Here is a 16,167-nt window from a genome sequence, read left to right as displayed (position 1 = left end):
ACATCACGATTGGCCTTGGGCGAAAATCGCAAGCGGATGGTCGGTCGGTTTACGGCTCCGATCGTGGCGGCGGCGTTGTGCCTGCTCGCCCTCATGCTCGGCCTGCTGGAATGGTCGGGTCACGAAGTCGATCGCATCGCCCGCAACCGCGATCACGCCATCGTCTCGCTGGTGCTGGCGCAGAGCATGGAGCGCGTCGCCCATGCGCAGGAGTCCTCGACCGTATGGGACGAGGCCGTCCGTGAGGCGCGCAAGCGCCCGCTGGACGAGCGCTGGCTCGACCTGAACCTCGGCGTCTGGTTCGAGGACTATGCCGGGATCGACGAGGTCTATCTGCTCGACCCGCAGGGCGCGCCGATCTACGCGATGCGGGCAGGCAAGCGCGCGCGTCCGGAAAGCTACATCGCGGTGGAAGACGCGACGCGGCCGCTGCTGTCAGGCCTGCGCCGCGCGCCCACCATCCGTAAGCGCACGGAAGCCGACGTGGCGATGCTCTCGCCCGGACAAGCCGACATCGCCATCGTCCGCGGGCGCCCGGCGATCATCAGCATCAAGCCGATCGTCACCGACAGCGGAACGCTCCGGCAAAAGCCGGGAGCGGAAGCCCTGCATGTCGCAGTGGTCTATCTCGACAACCAGTTCTTCGGCGGCGTGGCCGAGCAGTACGGCCTTGCGGGAGCGCATTTCGCCCTCGCACCGCCCGCTAATAACGGGCAGCGCTCGGTAGCGCTCCACGACCGCGCCTCGCGCGTCGTGGGCTACCTCGTGTGGCAACCTTTCGCGCCCGGCAGCCAGGTCATCGCGGCACTGGCTCCGGCGCTGGCGATCGTCCTGCTGCTGATCACCGTAGTCCTCTTTATGCTGGCGAGCCGTCTGGCCCGCCGGACGCACGACCTCGAGGAAAGCCGCCTTCACGCGCAGCACCGCGCCATGCACGACGACCTGACGGGGCTCGGCAACCGGGCGATGTTCGAGCAGCGGCTCGACGAGGCGCTTGCCCGCTCGCGCCGCCACCGCACGCTGCTGGCATTGCTCTACATCGACCTCGATCGTTTCAAGCAGGTCAACGACACGCTGGGCCATCCGGCGGGCGATGCGCTGATCCGGCAGGTGGCGCGGCGGCTGGTCGCCGAAGTGCGCGGCTACGACATCGTCGCCAGGCTGGGCGGCGACGAATTCGCCATTCTCATCGGCGAGCCGGAGGGGCGGGCCTCGATCGAAGGCATCTGCGCACGCATCGTCGCGGAACTGGAGCGCCCCTTCGACCTGGCCGGCTCGCAGGCGTTCATCGGCGCCAGCATCGGCGTGGCGGTCTCCCCGGTGGATGGCCTCGACCGTACCGAACTGACCCGCAAGGCCGACATCGCTCTCTACAAGGCGAAGACCGACGGCCGCAGCCGCTACGTCTTCTTCACGCAGGACATGGACCACGACGTCCGCTCGCGCGAGGAGACCTACCGGGAGCTGCGACTGGCGCTGGCGGACTGCGACCGTCAACTGGAACTGCACTACCAGCCCATCTGGTCGCTGGAAGACCGCCGCATGGTCGGCGTGGAGGCGCTCGCTGCGCTGGCAGCATCCCGAGCAGGGCCTCGTCGCCCCAGGCGCTTTCATCCGCTCGGCCGAGGAGAGCGGTCTCATCACGGTGCTGGGTGAATGGGTGCTGCGCCGCGCCGTGCAGGATGCGCGCGCCTGGCCGGGTCTGCGCGTTGCCGTCAACGTCTCGCCGATCCAGCTGCGCAGCCGCAAGTTCGTCGAGATCGTGCGCGAGGTGCTAGGGCAGGGCGGCGTGACCGCCGAGCGGCTGGAACTGGAACTGACGGAGACGGCGCTCATGGCGGCTTCCGGCGAAGTCGCCCGCTCGCTTGCGGACCTGCGCGGGCTTGGCGTGCACTGCGCGCTGGATGATTTCGGGACCGGCTACTCCTCGCTCAGCCATATCCGTGACATCGCGGTGGACCGGATCAAGATCGACCGTTCGTTCGTCAATGCAGTCGATACGGTGCCCGGGGCGGCATTGGTGGAAGCGATCGTCGGTCTGGCGCGCGCCAACGGCCTGCGCCTTACCGCGGAGGGCGTGGAAACCCCCGAACAGCTCGAGTTCCTGGAGCGGGTCGGCTGCCACGAAGTGCAGGGCTACCTGTTCTCGCGGCCTGTCCCCGCCTCGGCGATCGCCCGGCTGCTGACGAAGCGGGCGGGCGAGGGCGACCGGTCCTCCGCAGCGCTCTGAGCCGTATCGACGGGAGAAATCAGTGCGCCAGGCCGGGGCGCAGCTGGTAGCGGCCGTTGTCGTAATCGTCGAACATCTGCGACAGCGAGGGATGATCGACCGGCCCGCCATCGGCGTCCCCGGTCAGGTTCTGCTGGCTGACGTAGGCGACGTAGCTGGAATCGTCACTCTCTGCGAGGAGGTGGTAGAAGGGCTGGTCGCGCTTGGGGCGCACTTCGGCAGGGATTGCCTGGTACCATTCCTCGCTGTTGGCGAAGACGGGGTCGATGTCGAAGACGACGCCGCGAAAGTCGTGGAGTCTGTGGCGCACGACATCGCCGATGGCGAATCGTGCCCGCGTCCGCAGCGGTGCGTCGATGACACGCCCGGCCTGGGGCGAGAAGAATGACGCTCTGTTCATGGCCGAGATATAGGTTTCATGCGCATTTCAAACAAGCGAGCATGCGGGGCTGTTCCCGAAAATTTGAAATGAGGGCTTGGCAAGCGCGATCAGGTCCGCTAACGGCGCGCTTCCCGACCCGGTGGAACTTGGTTTCACCGCCTAAATCTTCTAGCGGAGAGGTGGCAGAGTGGTCGAATGCGCTGCACTCGAAATGCAGTGTACGGGAAACCGTACCGTGGGTTCGAATCCCACCCTCTCCGCCACTTGACCATGCACAGCAGTGCATGGACGTGTCAGAACCCTTGAAAATCCGCCGTTTTTGTGCTCCATCGTGCCAGTCATGGTGTCGGGTTGTGCATAGGCGTGCACTCAATACCATGGCATTCGACATGGTATCGGGCCTGTCGATCCATGGTATCGGGAATCATGCTGAACGACGCGAAGGTGAAGGCGGCCAAGGCTAGGGACAAAGCCTACAAGATTGCGGATGCTGGTTCGCTCTATCTCAATGTGAGCACGACGGGCGTGCGGTCCTGGCGAATGAATTACACCTTTGGCCGGAACGCCGTCGGCAAGCCCAACCAGAAGACGCTTACCTTCGGCACCTACCCAGTGATGACGCTGGTTCAGGCTCGCGCCAAGCGCGATGAGGCGAAGGGCATGCTGGCTGAAGGCCGCGATCCCGCCGTCGAGAAGTTGGTTGCCGCCAAGGCCAAGACGCTTGAAGCCGAGAACACCTTCGACTCGTCGCCGATCGCTGGTTCGAGTTGAACAGCGGCTGGTCGTTGGAGAAGCTGAACGCCTATCGTGACGAGCGGGAGGGGAAGTGGTCGCACCGGACCTCTCGCCACTGGACCGCGCACCGTGCGCCGTGGTCTCCCGTCCATAGCGCCGACGTGCTGCAGAGCATGGAGCGGGATATCTATCCGGAGATCGGTAACCTGCCGATCACCTCGATCAAGGCGCCGAAGCTGCTGCAGGTTCTGCAGAAGGTCGAGAAGCGCGGCGCGATTGAGACGGCCCAGCGGCTGCGCCAGCGCTGCGAGGGCGTATTCGCCTACGGCATTGGCGGCGGGCTATGCGAGACGAACCCGGCGGCTGGCCTACGCGCGAACCTGAAGGACCGGCCCAAGGCGCGCAAGCAGCCGTCCATCGTCGACGGCAAGCGTGCGCTGGAGGATCAGATCGCGGCGGTGCGCCAGATGCTGGTCGATTGCGAGGCCGAGCGCTGCCGGGCCTCCACGAAGTTTGCGCTGCGCTTCATCGCCCTGACTGCCGTCCGCCCGAACGAGGTCCACGGCGCGCGCTGGGATGAGTTGCACGACCTCGACGGAAAAGACCCTCGCTGGGTCATCCCGGCCGCCCGCATGAAGGGTGATGAGGATCGCAAGTCCGAGGAGGACGGCGATCATATCGTGCCGCTCTCACGGCAGGTGCTGGAGGTGCTGGAGGCAGCGCGGCAGGTCACGGGTCATTTTCCTCTGATCTTCCCCAGCGAGCGCAACCCTTTCAAGCCGATGTCCGAGAACACATTGCGGGCGTTGCTGATCTCGCGGCGGGTACGGCGGGCGCCATGTGCCTCACGGTTTCCGTGCCGCCTTCTCGACGATCATGAACGAACGCGCGGACCGAGAGTGGCGCGCGGGCGGCCACGGGGGCGCGTCACCGGACCGCGCGATCATCGACCTGATGCTTGCCCATGTGCAGGACAACAAGGTTGAGGGAGCATATAACCGCGCGGGCTATCTGGAGCGACGGCGCGAACTGGCGCAGGAATGGGCCGATCTGCTGACGGCGGATTTCTGGGAGCCCGAGATCCATCTGGGGCAGCCGATCCGGTATGCGCATAATGGGCCGGAACGGATCAGGCGGGCGGGTTGACGTCCGCCCACCAGTCAGGCTCGTAAGGCTCCATTGTCGCCGCGCCGCCCGTACCGTCGTCCATGTCGGTGATCCACTTCCCGCGCTCCCAGCAGGCGAGGTCGTAAAGGTAGGGCATTTCGGGGTTTAGCTTCTCGCCGTCACCGCCGTAATCGGTGCCCAGCGTGTTCTTCCGGCAGAATAGGAGCGTGCGCCCGTCCTTGCGGTCATCGGGCATGTCGCCGAGATCGCGCCAGTGGATCGCCATCACCCTTCCTCCAAAGCTGCGTCGATCATGGCGCGATAGACGTCGGCCACGATGCTGCTTTCGCATTCGGCCGCCGCGCGATCCATAGCTTCGCTCGGCTCCCGGATGGCCTGCAAGACCGCGCGCGCCTTATGAAGGTAACCCTGCCAAGCGAAAGGGCCTTCGCCGGGTCGGCGAATTTCGCTTCGGACGCTCGTCTGGAATGCCCTCGCCATTGCTGGCTGGTCCGGATCCTGACCATCGATCGAACAGAGGGCGCGTGCAGCGCGTTCGAGGGGCGCCATTCAATAATCCTCGTCGTCGCCAGGCGGAATTACACCTTGGGAGCGCAGCGCGGCGCGGTACTCGGGGATGACCATGAAAGCATCGTGGACGAAGGTCGGATCGATCGATCTGATCAGCGTGAGGTAGATGCTCTGGGTGAGGAGCATGCTCAACTTCGTCGCATCATCGGCCTCGGCAAAGTCCTGATTGCAGGCGCCCCATGAGGACGGATAATTGTTGTCGTCCTTCGCGACACCGCCCACCACCTTGACCGGAGGGCTTCGCCGATATCGTTGTTTCCCCAGATCACTTGGGCTTCTGCCAGTGCGATATCGTGCACGCTCATCTCCTAGGGTTGGTCTTTCACAGGTAATCCCTATGCGCGCTGCGATCTGCGCCAAGCCATGATCTCACACTCACTCCAGCGACTAGACCAGCCTCCTGGCTTGTACTGCTGGGGAAAACGCTGTTGGCTGATGAGACGGTAAATCATTCGCCGGCTGAGGCCTGTGATCGCAGTCACTTCGCTCATACGGAGCAAGCGATCAGACTTTGGCTCTTGGCCCGCTTTTGATGCCGATGGCTTACTTACTGAGCGACCGAGCACCTCGGCATCACCAAAGCCGAATTGAAGTTGTGCCGAATGTTTCAAAACCGACCTCCTAGCAGGGAGGCTGGTGGGCTTGCGTAAAGTGCGAGTTGGATATTGCAAAATCGAACTAAATGCAAGTTTTAGGGGATCTTGCTAAAATGCGTGTCCCAATAAGTCCCACCTATATAGTTGTAATACCACGGTAATGGTGTGTGAACCCGTTGGGACACAACATGATACCCGTTGGGACACAATCGGACTTTCATCTAAAAGGTTGTTTTTACTTCATAATCCTGCAACGACGTTGCGTTCGGTGTGCGCCTTCCGAGAGGTCGATTACCAAATCTTCTCTCCGAGGCCGCCGAATCTGTTAATGCCGACTTGGCGCGGCTTTCGGGTGGGCATCAACCGCCGAACGGCGGCACAACACGATCCGGCAGGTCAATCGATCTCCCCAATCCGGATGCCAAGAAAGCTCTCAAGCGGGTCCTGAGAGATGGTAGGCGAAGGTGTCCTATCGATCCCCGCCAGCCGATCAAGTGCGGCATCGTGCGCCTTGATATCATATCGGTTTGTGCCGCGGACGGGACCGGGCACGATGCCTTTCGCTTGCCATTTATCGTATGTCGCCGGGCTGATGTCGCCCAAGTAGGCGCAGATATTCTCTTTGGTGAGCAGGCGTGCAGGTAGAGCTGTCATCTACTAGAGGTCCCGAGACAGCTCCGCGACGAACCTCCGGCCCTCTTCCGGGGTCATTTTACGAGGTCTATCGGCGGCAGAGACAGGCCGCCCATTTTGTTCGGCGGCAGATGGCAGAATCTCCGAGAGATGGCGGTTCGCTGCCGAGCACAGCTCGTCGGCCTCAAGTTTGGAGATTTGCTCCAGGAACCCATAGCTGGCGAATTCTCTCAACTGGTCGAACGTGAAGGTAGCGCCAGTACCGTTGCGAAGGGCTCGGCGGAACTTCGTTGCAATTTGATGGGCGGTCATTGTCTGGCGCCTCCGTCTGCACGATCTTCATACTCGGACCATCATTGCGCAAGGGTCATCGACGGGCCCGATCTCACGGTCTCATCGCATTCGTCACGGCGCGGATCTCCATCCCATGGGGTCCGCTATCCAAGCGTCGATGTCAGATTCTGTACCAAGCTATGAGGCCGACGCTAATCCGAAGCGATGCCGGGAACGTACCGGCCTGCATCCGTTTGTAAATCGTGGTGCGCGACAGACCAGTGCGGCGGCGAACGTCGGCGAACCGGAGCAAGTTGTCGCGGCGTCGATCGACGGCCATCCAATCTATGCTCCTGTTGCGCGTCCACCGGCAACTTCCGCCTGATACAGAGAACGCAGCCATGCTCGCAGCCGATCCTACACGAGCGGCAGGGCCTCGCCAATCAGGCAGCTTCCCCGCGCTGCTGCTCTACCCAGGCAAGCACCTCCGCCTCGCTCCAGCGGCTGGCATAGCCGCCCGGCTTGAACTGGCGCGGGAAGCGCTCCTGCCGGATCAGGCGATATATCATCGACTTGGAGATGCCCGTCAGGGCCACAACCTCCGGCAACTGGATCAGGCGGCTCTGGTTCGTGTCGGTTTTCATGCGTGGTCTCCGCCGATAGTCATTGCTTCGATCTGGGCAGCGGTGGTCATGTCACTGACGAGATCGTGAAGGGAGAAATCACCTTCGGTGCCGAGCGGGGCATCCAAGCTCCGGCCGTGCCTCGTGTTGCCGATGGCGATCGATTTCGCAGCCTTTTGAAGCTGGTCTTCCTCGATGCGCCCTTCGGCGACCGCCACATACAGATCGTTCTCGATCTCTTTGCGGCTGGCTTTGTCCACCCAAGGGGGACGGCCTTCCGCACCTTTTCCAGCAACCTCATGCATTCCTGTTCGCTGGTCTGGTAAAGCGCGCGCCGACGGATTACCGCGGACCGTGCAGCGCGATCAGCGCAATCGAGCTCGGCTCGAACTCGCAGCACCTGATTGCGCGTAGCGCCAGTTCCCGCTGCGGCATCCTTGGGGCTGTCACCTCTGAGAAGCGCCGTGCGGACACGTCGTGTCAGCGCTTTCGGGATTGGCACCTTGCCGCGCGCGCGACCCGATGCCTCCCAATTGGCTGAGCAAACACCCCTGTGGCCTACAGGCCTCCCGCATGCGCAGGTGATCCCTGCGGCGGCCTGCCGCTCGCGGTGGGGCATGGCATGCTTTGATGCAACCCGGAACGTGATGCGAAGATCATCGGCAATCTCGCCGATCGTCCTGCCGTTCATGACCATTTCCTCGACTTTCCGGATTTCTCTTGCTGAGAGCGCGCCAGGTGTCGTTTTCGAGCAACCCCCGGCATGGTAGGCCTCCCGGCCGCATGCGCATGGCGGCAGGGGGTGCTTTCGATCAGATATGCGCTTGCGGATGTGCGCGCGGATCCGGTCGATGCTAATCCCGGTCCGCCGCGCCATTTTCTCGGCGGACGTTCCGGCCTTCATCATGCCGTAGATACTCAGTCTCGTTGCCTTAGGGACATTGTGCAGCGGGGCAGCGGCTGGTCTCGCTGGGCGCTGTGGCGTCGGCTGTCGGCACATTCCAAGATGGTTGCGCTCTTTACCGCACCGGCACGGCCTGAATGAGATGCCGCTCGCCACGAGGTCGGCGACTACGCTGGAAACGAAGTGCCGCGAAAGGTCGAGCACAGATGCGATGTGGGCGTCTGATCGGCCTCGCTCGGCCATCCGCCGAATGCTCCTGCGCTGCTTTCCGGTCAGCCTCTTCGACGTAGCGCAGAACACAATATGCGCCCTGCGCTGCAAACCTCGAGCGGCTGGGTTAGTCCAGCCGCCGCAGCGGCCTCGATGGTTGATCGGCTGGCCGCAGGGGCAGATTCTTCCTTCAGCGGCCCACTTGTCGAGTATCGGCTGGCAGACGCGCGATATGACTCCGAAATCGTATCCGGTCTCAGAGGCGATTGCCAGCCGCGACATGCCAGCCTGCAACGACCGCTCGATGGCTTCGACCTCCGAGGCAGAGGGCTGTATCCGTTGGCCGTTCCGGCATGCGCCGACGTGGATGACTATCTTTCCGCACCGGCACTGTACGTTCTGCCTCGCGGAGCGCCGCTATAAGAGGCTTGATGGCAAGCATCAGTCCTCCTTTGGAGTATCCGACTTCCGACGCGATCTCGCGGATAGGAACGCCGTCTCGAAGGCGTCGCTCGCATATCTCCAGCTTCGACTGCGAAATACCGCATGCGCCGCGATGATTCCACTCCCGGCCGCATCCGCAGGACTGGCTCTTTTCGGGAGCCGCGCCTGATCGCTTGGCGCACTCTCGAACAGTGCTGATGCAGAGGCTCATTGAGCGGGCGATTTCCGAAAGCCGCTCGCCAGCCGCGTAGCGCCGGGCAATCTCTGCGCGTTCGGCCTCGCTGGTAACTCTTGTGCGCCACAACGTCAGCCCGAGGCGTTCCCGCATGTGACGGACCTGATTTTCGGTCATACCCAGCCGCCGTCCGATCTCACGCCCGGACACGCCCTCGTCCATCAGCGCGGCGAACGCATCGTAGCGTTCTTCACGCACATCGGCTGGGGACGGAATTCCAAGGATCGATCGGAGGCGATTAACCTGCCTCCTCGTAGATGAGGGCGACCAGCCGATCGCGTCCGCCACCTGACGAACGTTCTCGCCAGCGCGGATGCGCCTGGCAATCTCTCGTATGCCATCGTCATTGATGCCGTGCGGTTTCGCGCGATATTTCTCGAGGAGTGCCACGGCGCTGCTCAGTCCTTTGCAGACCGATCGGCGGACAGATCACACTCGACATCGACGCGAGAGAACCCGCCGCCCAGCGCGATCGACAGCGCATTCCCGCGAACGACGATCGCGGGCGCTTCCACGATCTCGTGCCGAAATCCGCCGCGCCGTTCAGTTGCCGCCAAGCGCTCAGCTTCCGGCATTGAGATGTCAGCTACGCAGGCAGCCGTCTCGAGATCTGATCCGCCCCGAAGTTCCGAGAGGAACAGGCGGGTTTGCTTCTTATTCACCATGGGAAACCCTTCGTTTGCCGGAGCGGACCAGCTCCGAGATCAAGATGCGCACGGCGGCTGGAAGGCCGGGCGTGCCGCACAATTCGGTAATGAGCTGGTCGGCCCGCGCCTCGTCGGAGCAGCCGTGCTCCGGGGCGAACCACGGGTTAAGGCGACCGTCCATGTCGATGGTCAGGAAGCCGCCGACGCTGCCCCAGTCTTGCCACCATTTATCGGCCAGCGACGGCGGGGCCGGGGGTAATAAACCCCGCCGTCGCCGACACTCCCGCCCAGGGGGACGGCGGGATAACTCATTGGCGCGGCCATCATGCCGCCTCGGGCTCGGCGACAGCGGCTGAGAAGTCGAACGGCTCCGCTCGCTTGCTCGTCCCGTCGATCCAGCCAGTGATGAACGCCAGATCGCGCGCCAGCCAAGGCAGCGCCTCGTTGCCGACACCCTCATCGCAAAGGATCTGGGTTTTTGTTTGCAGGTCTTCGGCGTCAGGCGTCACCGTCATCATCAGCGCACGAAGCTGCTTCTGATGGCCGGCCCGCGCCTCGTTGGAGGCGACGAGAGCCTTGATCGCTGCGACCTGCTCAGCGCCAGCACCGGACGCTTCGAGCGTCTCCGCCGCCTGCGTCAAAGCCCGCGCCATCTTGTAATCCGAGGCGGCGCGTCGATACTCCTCGACCGTCTGTCGCCAGTCGAAATTGATCAGCTCGTAAGCAGCCTCAGCAAGCTGCTGGATGCGGAGATCCTTGAAGTCTTTGCGAGCCGCGTAGACCTTCGCCAGCCCGTTCGTCATGGCAATGCCCTCGACAAGGGTATCTTCGCTAAGCTCGACCATCGCGACCGTCACGCGCGCCGCTATGCCCGCCGGTGTGAACGCCCACTCCCCTGCGATTATCTTACGGGCTTCGGCGCACTCGGTTGCAACGGCCTCGCTGAAGGCCGCCGGTAATTCACGATTGCCAGCTTCCCACTGTTGCGCCTGCCAGCTGTACGAGGCCCGGAGGTTCTCGAAGGCGTCAAGCAAGATTTCGTCCGGATGGTCAGGATCGAATGCGGGGTAGGGAAGGTAGCTATCGCCCGGTTGGCGGCCGAGCGCCTTCTCCACGATATAAGGAAGGCTCACTGCGAGATCCCCTTGTCGATAGTCAGAAGGCGCCCGGCGAGTTCGGTGGCATCCGCCTCGATCGACACGCCGAGCAGACGCCGGGCCTCGGCGGCGAGCGGTTCGTGCATGACGTCAAGAACCCGACCGAAGTCGAAGCAGATGAGGTACTTGATCGCGAACTCCGCGAGCGACGGGGCGGGCGTGGCGAGCAAGACATCCTCGGCATCGCTGCGGACGTTGCCCAGCACTTCCATGTGATCGTCGACGTCGGCTGGGATGCGCGCCGTGCAGGGGTGCCCAGCAGCCTCCGCAGCGCTCGCGGCCTCGCTGTACGCAATGTATGCCGGGGACCAGTGGGACTGATCGTAGGCATGCTCCGCCGCGACGGTGGCGCGGTACCTTGCAAGGGCCTGACCCCAGATGAGTACTTCCGGAGCCATGCTCAGGCCCTCCCGCGCAGGCGGTCATACCGCTCGCGCCGCGCCGCAGCCTCCACCTCCGAGACCTTCGGCGGCGTTCTGCCCAGCTCGATCGCGAAGTGGATGCCGAGGAACTGGACTTCGAAGCGGCGGACCTCGCCCCAGCTTTCGTCCGTGAAGTGGCGGCACTTGGCGTCGAGCCGCGAGACTTCCTTCCGGCTCCAGTCGTACCAGGGCTCGATCGCCGCGATGAAGCGCTTGATGAGCGACATGGTTATGCTCCCCTCGTTTCTGAGGTCTCGGAAATCCACGCGGACAGCGCGATGAGCGAACCAATCGCCTCGATCGAGCCAGCGAGATGGGTCGGCCGCACCGAGATGGTGTTTCGACCTTCGTCCGACGCATCGGTGACGAGGGATGTCAGCGTCAGGGTCAGCGCGTGCGCTTCAACCAGCAGGTCGAATGCGACCTCATGGGGCTCCCCGAAGAAGGGAGAGGTGTCGTTCAGACGAAAGGCTGAGAGCGATTCCAGAGGGGTGACAGGCTTTGCGGGCATGGTTCAGACCTCCGTCACGAAGGTGATGCGCATCTCCGGCCATTTGGCGCGCGCCGCTCGCAACGCGAGATGGCGTTCAGCGTGCTGCACCACACCGACGCTGTAGCCATGCCTGCGGCTACCGACCCATGCGGTCCAATGGCGGTGGACGTTGATGACGTCGGGTTGACGCTTCTCCACGGCTCAGACCTCCCGTTCGCATGCGAAATGGACGTGCTTGAGCTCATCACCGAAAGGGAGAGCATCGCTGCATTCCGAAGCCGTCAGGCCATGGTCAATGACGAGCGCATCGGTGCGATAGTGCAGAACGAGCCGGTAGTCCGGCTCGACCGGCCCCCAGGTGTTTGCTGCGTGCAGCGACGCTGCTCCGATGACGGAGAAGCCGACGAGCGGCACGATGATGTGAAGCTTAGGCATGAACCCTCCTGCGGATTTGCGCAGGAGATCAACGGATGCTGGCCCCAAGTCCCTAGGCGGCCGAGCGCGTTTCCCTACCTGCGTATCGGAGGGTCAGCGGCCCGAGGGCGATCGTCTCCGATGCCCTAAAAGTGAATAAAATGTTTTTACGCGTCAAGCGTATATTACGTTCAAAACGTAAATTATTGACCAAAGCACTCTCGCCAAGGAACCACCCGGTGTACCGCTACGATCATTCCTGAGGAAATCGTGAACTTGCGCGCTGGCTGATATTGTTCAATCTCGACCCCTAATGAGGTGCGCCGGATTAGCGTCCCGAGAACTGTTGGCCCTTCCTCATCCAAACGGAATCCTTCGGGTGTCTCGTCGCCAGGCCCAACTCTGACCAGGACATCCTCTCCGATGGCCGGCGGCCGCGTCGGGTCTACGAACATTGGCTCCCCGTAGCGGAATCGAGGCGCCATCGCGCTGCCAGACACGAAAATCATATAGAGGTCGCGATTATTCTGGATCGCAGGCGGATAGGGCGCATAGCTCACCGGCTTGCGGCGCACCCAAAACATCTCTGCATCTCCCTCTGTATCGTCGCTCAGAGAAACTGGCAGGCCAGGTAGAAGATCGCTTGAATAGACCGGGACTGAGCTCTCTGCTCGATCCAATTGCGCATTAACCGCATCTAACTTTGTTAATCCTTCCGACCGTTTCATCTCCCGTGATCGCTTTAGCGCTGGACGGAATACTTCATAAACATCGCTCCATTCCTCCATGCCCTGATCTTGGCCGGAGTGCTGCGATGTCGCGAGCAACTCGCCGATATCGCTCAAGGAGAAGAATTCCTTTACCCCTATCGGGGGTGTCCCTCGTCCGACCATGGCTGAGGCGAACTTGGTTGCGAGCGCGGCGCGTAACGGGGTGTCATAATCGTCACGGAAGTACGTTTGGACGCTGGACGGCCCTGCAAATCCAGCTTCCTTCGCCACAGCGGCGAGTGAAAGCCCAGAGCGCTGTCGGAGCGCGCTCAATCTTGATCCAATCGTGTCTGTCATGCGTCATAGCTCTCATATGTGAGTTACGTTTGATACGTTGACAGCGCTTACGTTTTGAACGTAAACAAAGCCTCACCATGTCTATCCGAAACGTCATCACTAAGCTTGGCGGCATCAGCGTTGTCGCTCGCGGGCTCGGCCACCGGAATGTAACCACCGTTCAAGGTTGGTGGGATCGGGAAATCATCCCCGCTCACCGACAAAGGGCGGTGCTGGAGCTTGCGCAGGCGCTTGGGCGTCCCGTCTCTCCAGATGAAATCATTCCCGTGATGCCACCATCGCAGCTCGATGGTCCCAATGTGACGGTCGGCACTCCTAAATGACAGAACTGCAGAACGTGGAGGCCGAGGCTGCGATCCTTGGCGCGCTCATGCAGGGCGGGCCCGATGTCATCGATATCGTCGCCCAGCGCCTCACGGCGGCAGATTTCTACGAACCGGCGCATCAGCGCATCTACCACGCGATCGCCGATCTGCATGCTGCGGGCCGCCCGGCCACGCCCGTCCTTCTGAAGCCGCGCTTCGCCGACGACCAAGGGCTGAGGCCGCTTGGCGGCGTCGGGTATCTGGCGAGGCTGACCGCTGACGGCCAGGGCCTGCTGGCGCCTCGCGAGCTGGCGGACCAGATTGCCGACCTAGCCGCGCGGCGGCGCATGCAGGCGCGGTTCGCATCGGCGGCGGGCGCATGCGCCGATCTGTCCCTCTCTATAGATGCGGTGGCTGCGCAGGGCGAGGTTCCGCCCGAAGCGACGCCGGGCATCAACTCTCGAACTTACACGCTCGGTCAGGCCTTCGCGGCGGCCAACGACCGCATCGACGACATTGCGGCTGGAAAGATCAAGGCGGGGGTGCACCTGCACGGCCTTCAGGACTGGGACGACATCACCAAGGGCATCCGCCCGGGCACCTACATCCTGGTCGGCGGGCGTCCCAGCATGGGGAAAACCGCGATTACCCTCAGCGTCGCTCGGCGCGCCGCCCAGCGCGGGCACGGCGTCCTCTACATCAGCCGCGAAATGGACATCGTCGAGTTGATGCCTCGCATCCAGGCGGATCTTCTCGCCGAGGCTCGCGGTGACGGCGGAATGCAGGACATCCGCGACGGACGTCTCTCCCCCAAGATATGGCTCTTCTGCGCGAGATCGAGCACGAGGTGCGCGGCTGGCCCCTCGTCATCATTGACCCGGAAACATTCGGTGCGGATCAGATCAACCTCGTCATCCGGCAGCAGGCGCGCCAGTTCGCGAGGCGCGGCCACAAGCTCGACCTCGTCATCATCGACTATCTGGGCCTGATCGACCCACCGCCGTCCGCCAGCCGGAACGAAGAGGTTACGGCGATCAGCCGCGCCATCAAGACGGCGACCCGCAGCACCGGCATCCCTATCATCGTCCTGTCCCAGCTGAGCCGCAGCGTCGAGCAGCGCGAGGACAAGCGCCCCCAGCTTTCCGACCTCCGCGACAGCGGCTCGCTCGAGCAGGACGCCGACATCGTCATCTTCGTCTACCGCGACCAGTACTATCTGGAACGCGCCGAACCGGATCTTGCGCACAAGAACCGCGAGACGTGGGAGCAGGACATGGCGGCCGCAAAGGACCGCATGGAGATCTACTCCGCGAAGAACCGGCAGGCGCCGCTCTGCCGCCGCAAGCCGTGGTTCTTCGGCCGAAACCAAGCTGTACGTAACAGCGACTTCTACCCGAACGGGGGGCTTATGCCTGACGCGCTCCCGGAGCCCCTCACGCCCCCCGATTGCGACCTGCGCGACTTCCCGAAGCTGATGATCGATATCAATCGGCTCTTCTCGTCGACGTTCAACGCGAAGGCGTCGCGCAATCCGCTTGCGTGGATGATCGGTCATAAGCTCTGGTATCGCAGCTGGCATCAAGTCCCGGCGGCCTCCCTGCCTGATGACGATGACGAGCTCTGTTACCTGGCGGAAATGGGCTTCGACGTGAAGTCGTTTCGCAAGGCGAAAGAGCTCGCCATGCACGGCTGGATCAAGTGTGCTGACGGGCGGCTCTATCATGCGACCGTTGCGGAAGCGGCGCTGTCGGCGTGGGAATCCAAGCGTCGACGGATACACAGCACGGAATGTGGCCGCATCAAAAAGCACAACCAGCGCCATGGGACCGCCTTCGCTGCACCGACCTTTGAGGACTTTGTGGCATCAGGATGTCGCCCGTTGGTCCTGACGTCAGCGGCTGGCGAAGCCACCGTCTTCCCTCGGGAAAAGCGGGGCGTGTCCCCTAGGACTGATGATGGTTGTCCCCGGGGACATGATGGGATTGTCCCCGGGGACACGGGGGGCTGTCCCCCGGGAATGAGGCTCCAAGAGAGAGAGAAGAGAGAGAGAAGAGAGACTCTAATAAAAGACCTTCGGTCTCTCTCGTCGACGAAGAGCGTGTTGACCCCTCGCAGGTGCAGCTTCCCGTTTTAGCCGATCAGCCTGACGCCGTGCAGATCGCCTTCGATCGCCACGACGAGATGCGGCGTGAGTTCCTTCAGGGCGCGCGGGCGGTCGAGCTCACGGTTGAGCGGCGGAAGAAGCTGACGGCCGCGCTGAAGAAAATCGGCGGCCTGCCAGCATGGGACGAAGCTCTGACCATCGTCCGAGGGAACAGGTTCTTGCGAGGCGAAACCTCTCGAAAGGCGTTCCCGGCGACGCTCGACTGGATGCTGGGGGGCAAGGATTTCAACAATCTTCGCGATCTTCGAGAAGGGAATTATGATGACAACGACCGCCATCACGCTGATCGAGACTCCCACGGCGGGGCCCCGCGCCGCTCCCGTAGCGCCGTCGATGCTGTCAGTTTCGCCGTCAATGCGCTTGGTGCTGGAGGATAGCGACTTTGCGCCAAGCGGGCAGCCCGCATGGTCTCCGGAAAGGGCGCTCGATTTCGCTGCTCGCAAGGGCATGGAAGCAGAGATCCCGGCCGCGCTCGCTACCCTCACAGGCGCGATGACGCGCGCCCCGTACTCGTGGTTCACGGTCCGACTTGGCG

28 protein-coding genes and 1 tRNA gene are annotated in these 16,167 nt (G+C 62.9%); 9 read left to right on the top strand and 20 right to left on the bottom strand.

Features of this window, described 5'->3' with window-relative positions:
- Positions 1-15 precede the first annotated feature (15 nt).
- Together KZO24_RS11035 and KZO24_RS11030 are read left to right on the top strand one after the other, a co-directional pair.
- Positions 16-1,656, top strand: coding sequence for a diguanylate cyclase domain-containing protein (locus KZO24_RS11035; RefSeq protein ID WP_486486212.1), 1,641 nt, complete (start codon positions 16-18; stop codon positions 1,654-1,656).
- A complete protein-coding gene (locus tag KZO24_RS11030; RefSeq protein WP_486487170.1) occupies positions 1,565-2,230 on the top strand; it encodes an EAL domain-containing protein in 666 nt (221 codons plus the stop codon). The genes KZO24_RS11035 and KZO24_RS11030 overlap by 92 nt, the downstream gene beginning before the upstream one ends.
- 19 nt (positions 2,231-2,249) lie before the next feature.
- On the opposite strand, the gene hspQ is transcribed toward KZO24_RS11030, so the two are convergent.
- Complete coding sequence (gene hspQ / locus KZO24_RS11025) at positions 2,250-2,630, bottom strand: heat shock protein HspQ (protein ID WP_008832682.1); 381 nt, start codon at positions 2,628-2,630, stop codon at positions 2,250-2,252.
- Between the two features lie 155 nt (positions 2,631-2,785).
- Between hspQ and KZO24_RS11020 the strand changes: the two genes are divergently transcribed.
- The 4 genes from KZO24_RS11020 (at position 2,786) to KZO24_RS11005 (ending at position 4,493) form a co-directional block, all read left to right on the top strand.
- A tRNA-Ser gene (locus tag KZO24_RS11020) sits at positions 2,786-2,875 on the top strand.
- Positions 2,876-3,038: 163 nt separating this feature from the next.
- The gene (locus tag KZO24_RS11015) at positions 3,039-3,383 is read left to right on the top strand and encodes an Arm DNA-binding domain-containing protein (RefSeq protein ID WP_486486211.1); all 345 of its coding nucleotides are present in this window, start codon (positions 3,039-3,041) and stop codon (positions 3,381-3,383) included.
- Positions 3,384-3,397: 14 nt separating this feature from the next.
- Positions 3,398-4,333 (top strand): tyrosine-type recombinase/integrase, encoded by a 936-nt coding sequence (locus tag KZO24_RS11010; RefSeq protein WP_486486210.1) that lies wholly within the window; start codon positions 3,398-3,400, stop codon positions 4,331-4,333.
- Positions 4,302-4,493 (top strand): hypothetical protein, encoded by a 192-nt coding sequence (locus KZO24_RS11005; RefSeq protein ID WP_486486209.1) that lies wholly within the window; start codon positions 4,302-4,304, stop codon positions 4,491-4,493. The genes KZO24_RS11010 and KZO24_RS11005 overlap by 32 nt, the downstream gene beginning before the upstream one ends.
- Here KZO24_RS11005 and KZO24_RS11000 read toward each other — a convergent pair.
- From KZO24_RS11000 to KZO24_RS10915, 18 genes are all read right to left on the bottom strand, one after another.
- Positions 4,477-4,740 (bottom strand): hypothetical protein, encoded by a 264-nt coding sequence (locus KZO24_RS11000; RefSeq protein WP_486486208.1) that lies wholly within the window; start codon positions 4,738-4,740, stop codon positions 4,477-4,479. The two genes, KZO24_RS11005 and KZO24_RS11000, sit on opposite strands and share 17 nt — an antisense overlap.
- Positions 4,740-5,024, bottom strand: coding sequence for a hypothetical protein (locus KZO24_RS10995; protein WP_486486207.1), 285 nt, complete (start codon positions 5,022-5,024; stop codon positions 4,740-4,742). Before KZO24_RS10995 ends, KZO24_RS11000 begins: the two co-directional genes overlap by 1 nt.
- Positions 5,025-5,405: a hypothetical protein gene (locus KZO24_RS10990; RefSeq protein WP_486486206.1), complete on the bottom strand. Its 381-nt coding sequence runs from the start codon at positions 5,403-5,405 to the stop codon at positions 5,025-5,027.
- Complete coding sequence (locus KZO24_RS10985; protein ID WP_486487169.1) at positions 5,381-5,497, bottom strand: helix-turn-helix transcriptional regulator; 117 nt, start codon at positions 5,495-5,497, stop codon at positions 5,381-5,383. The genes KZO24_RS10990 and KZO24_RS10985 overlap by 25 nt, the downstream gene beginning before the upstream one ends.
- Positions 5,498-6,037: 540 nt before the next feature.
- The gene (locus KZO24_RS10980; RefSeq protein ID WP_486486205.1) at positions 6,038-6,295 is read right to left on the bottom strand and encodes a helix-turn-helix transcriptional regulator; all 258 of its coding nucleotides are present in this window, start codon (positions 6,293-6,295) and stop codon (positions 6,038-6,040) included.
- Between the two features lie 3 nt (positions 6,296-6,298).
- On the bottom strand, positions 6,299-6,586 hold the full coding sequence (locus KZO24_RS10975; protein ID WP_486486204.1) for a hypothetical protein: 288 nt from the start codon (positions 6,584-6,586) through the stop codon (positions 6,299-6,301).
- Between the two features lie 142 nt (positions 6,587-6,728).
- Positions 6,729-6,887 (bottom strand): helix-turn-helix transcriptional regulator, encoded by a 159-nt coding sequence (locus tag KZO24_RS10970; protein WP_486486203.1) that lies wholly within the window; start codon positions 6,885-6,887, stop codon positions 6,729-6,731.
- Between the two features lie 103 nt (positions 6,888-6,990).
- Positions 6,991-7,191, bottom strand: a complete 201-nt coding sequence (locus KZO24_RS10965) for a helix-turn-helix transcriptional regulator (RefSeq protein ID WP_486486202.1) — start codon at positions 7,189-7,191, stop codon at positions 6,991-6,993.
- Entirely contained in the window at positions 7,188-7,430 is a 243-nt protein-coding gene (locus KZO24_RS10960) for a hypothetical protein (RefSeq protein WP_486486201.1), read from the bottom strand. The genes KZO24_RS10965 and KZO24_RS10960 overlap by 4 nt, the downstream gene beginning before the upstream one ends.
- Before the next feature lie 1,110 nt (positions 7,431-8,540).
- Entirely contained in the window at positions 8,541-9,353 is an 813-nt protein-coding gene (locus tag KZO24_RS10955; RefSeq protein WP_486486200.1) for a hypothetical protein, read from the bottom strand.
- An 8-nt stretch (positions 9,354-9,361) separates the two neighbouring features.
- The gene (locus KZO24_RS10950) at positions 9,362-9,628 is read right to left on the bottom strand and encodes a hypothetical protein (protein ID WP_486486199.1); all 267 of its coding nucleotides are present in this window, start codon (positions 9,626-9,628) and stop codon (positions 9,362-9,364) included.
- Positions 9,629-9,933: 305 nt separating this feature from the next.
- Complete coding sequence (locus KZO24_RS10945; protein WP_486486198.1) at positions 9,934-10,743, bottom strand: hypothetical protein; 810 nt, start codon at positions 10,741-10,743, stop codon at positions 9,934-9,936.
- Positions 10,740-11,165, bottom strand: a complete 426-nt coding sequence (locus KZO24_RS10940; RefSeq protein WP_486486197.1) for a hypothetical protein — start codon at positions 11,163-11,165, stop codon at positions 10,740-10,742. The genes KZO24_RS10945 and KZO24_RS10940 overlap by 4 nt, the downstream gene beginning before the upstream one ends.
- Positions 11,166-11,167: 2 nt before the next feature.
- A complete protein-coding gene (locus tag KZO24_RS10935; RefSeq protein ID WP_486486196.1) occupies positions 11,168-11,416 on the bottom strand; it encodes a hypothetical protein in 249 nt (82 codons plus the stop codon).
- Between the two features lie 2 nt (positions 11,417-11,418).
- Positions 11,419-11,700, bottom strand: a complete 282-nt coding sequence (locus tag KZO24_RS10930; RefSeq protein ID WP_486486195.1) for a hypothetical protein — start codon at positions 11,698-11,700, stop codon at positions 11,419-11,421.
- Between the two features lie 3 nt (positions 11,701-11,703).
- Entirely contained in the window at positions 11,704-11,880 is a 177-nt protein-coding gene (locus tag KZO24_RS10925) for a hypothetical protein (protein ID WP_486486194.1), read from the bottom strand.
- A gap of 3 nt (positions 11,881-11,883) precedes the next feature.
- Positions 11,884-12,117: a hypothetical protein gene (locus tag KZO24_RS10920; protein WP_486486193.1), complete on the bottom strand. Its 234-nt coding sequence runs from the start codon at positions 12,115-12,117 to the stop codon at positions 11,884-11,886.
- A gap of 182 nt (positions 12,118-12,299) precedes the next feature.
- Positions 12,300-12,941, bottom strand: coding sequence for a S24 family peptidase (locus KZO24_RS10915; RefSeq protein ID WP_486486192.1), 642 nt, complete (start codon positions 12,939-12,941; stop codon positions 12,300-12,302).
- Between the two features lie 299 nt (positions 12,942-13,240).
- Here KZO24_RS10915 and KZO24_RS10910 point away from each other — a divergent pair, with 299 nt between their 5' ends.
- The 3 genes from KZO24_RS10910 to KZO24_RS10900 are packed head-to-tail and all read left to right on the top strand — an operon-like array spanning position 13,241 to position 15,602.
- A complete protein-coding gene (locus tag KZO24_RS10910; protein ID WP_486486191.1) occupies positions 13,241-13,486 on the top strand; it encodes a carph-isopro domain-containing protein in 246 nt (81 codons plus the stop codon).
- Positions 13,483-14,457 (top strand): replicative DNA helicase, encoded by a 975-nt coding sequence (locus tag KZO24_RS10905; RefSeq protein WP_486486190.1) that lies wholly within the window; start codon positions 13,483-13,485, stop codon positions 14,455-14,457. Before KZO24_RS10910 ends, KZO24_RS10905 begins: the two co-directional genes overlap by 4 nt.
- The gene (locus KZO24_RS10900) at positions 14,340-15,602 is read left to right on the top strand and encodes a DnaB-like helicase C-terminal domain-containing protein (protein ID WP_486487168.1); all 1,263 of its coding nucleotides are present in this window, start codon (positions 14,340-14,342) and stop codon (positions 15,600-15,602) included. Before KZO24_RS10905 ends, KZO24_RS10900 begins: the two co-directional genes overlap by 118 nt.
- On the opposite strand, the gene KZO24_RS10895 is transcribed toward KZO24_RS10900, so the two are convergent.
- A complete protein-coding gene (locus tag KZO24_RS10895) occupies positions 15,599-16,153 on the bottom strand; it encodes a hypothetical protein (protein ID WP_486486189.1) in 555 nt (184 codons plus the stop codon). The genes KZO24_RS10900 and KZO24_RS10895 overlap by 4 nt on opposite strands.
- Positions 16,154-16,167: the final 14 nt, after the last annotated feature.

It is taken from the genome of Novosphingobium sp. NFX11 (genome assembly GCF_057376415.1).
This window is presented reverse-complemented; position numbering and strand designations above follow the sequence as displayed.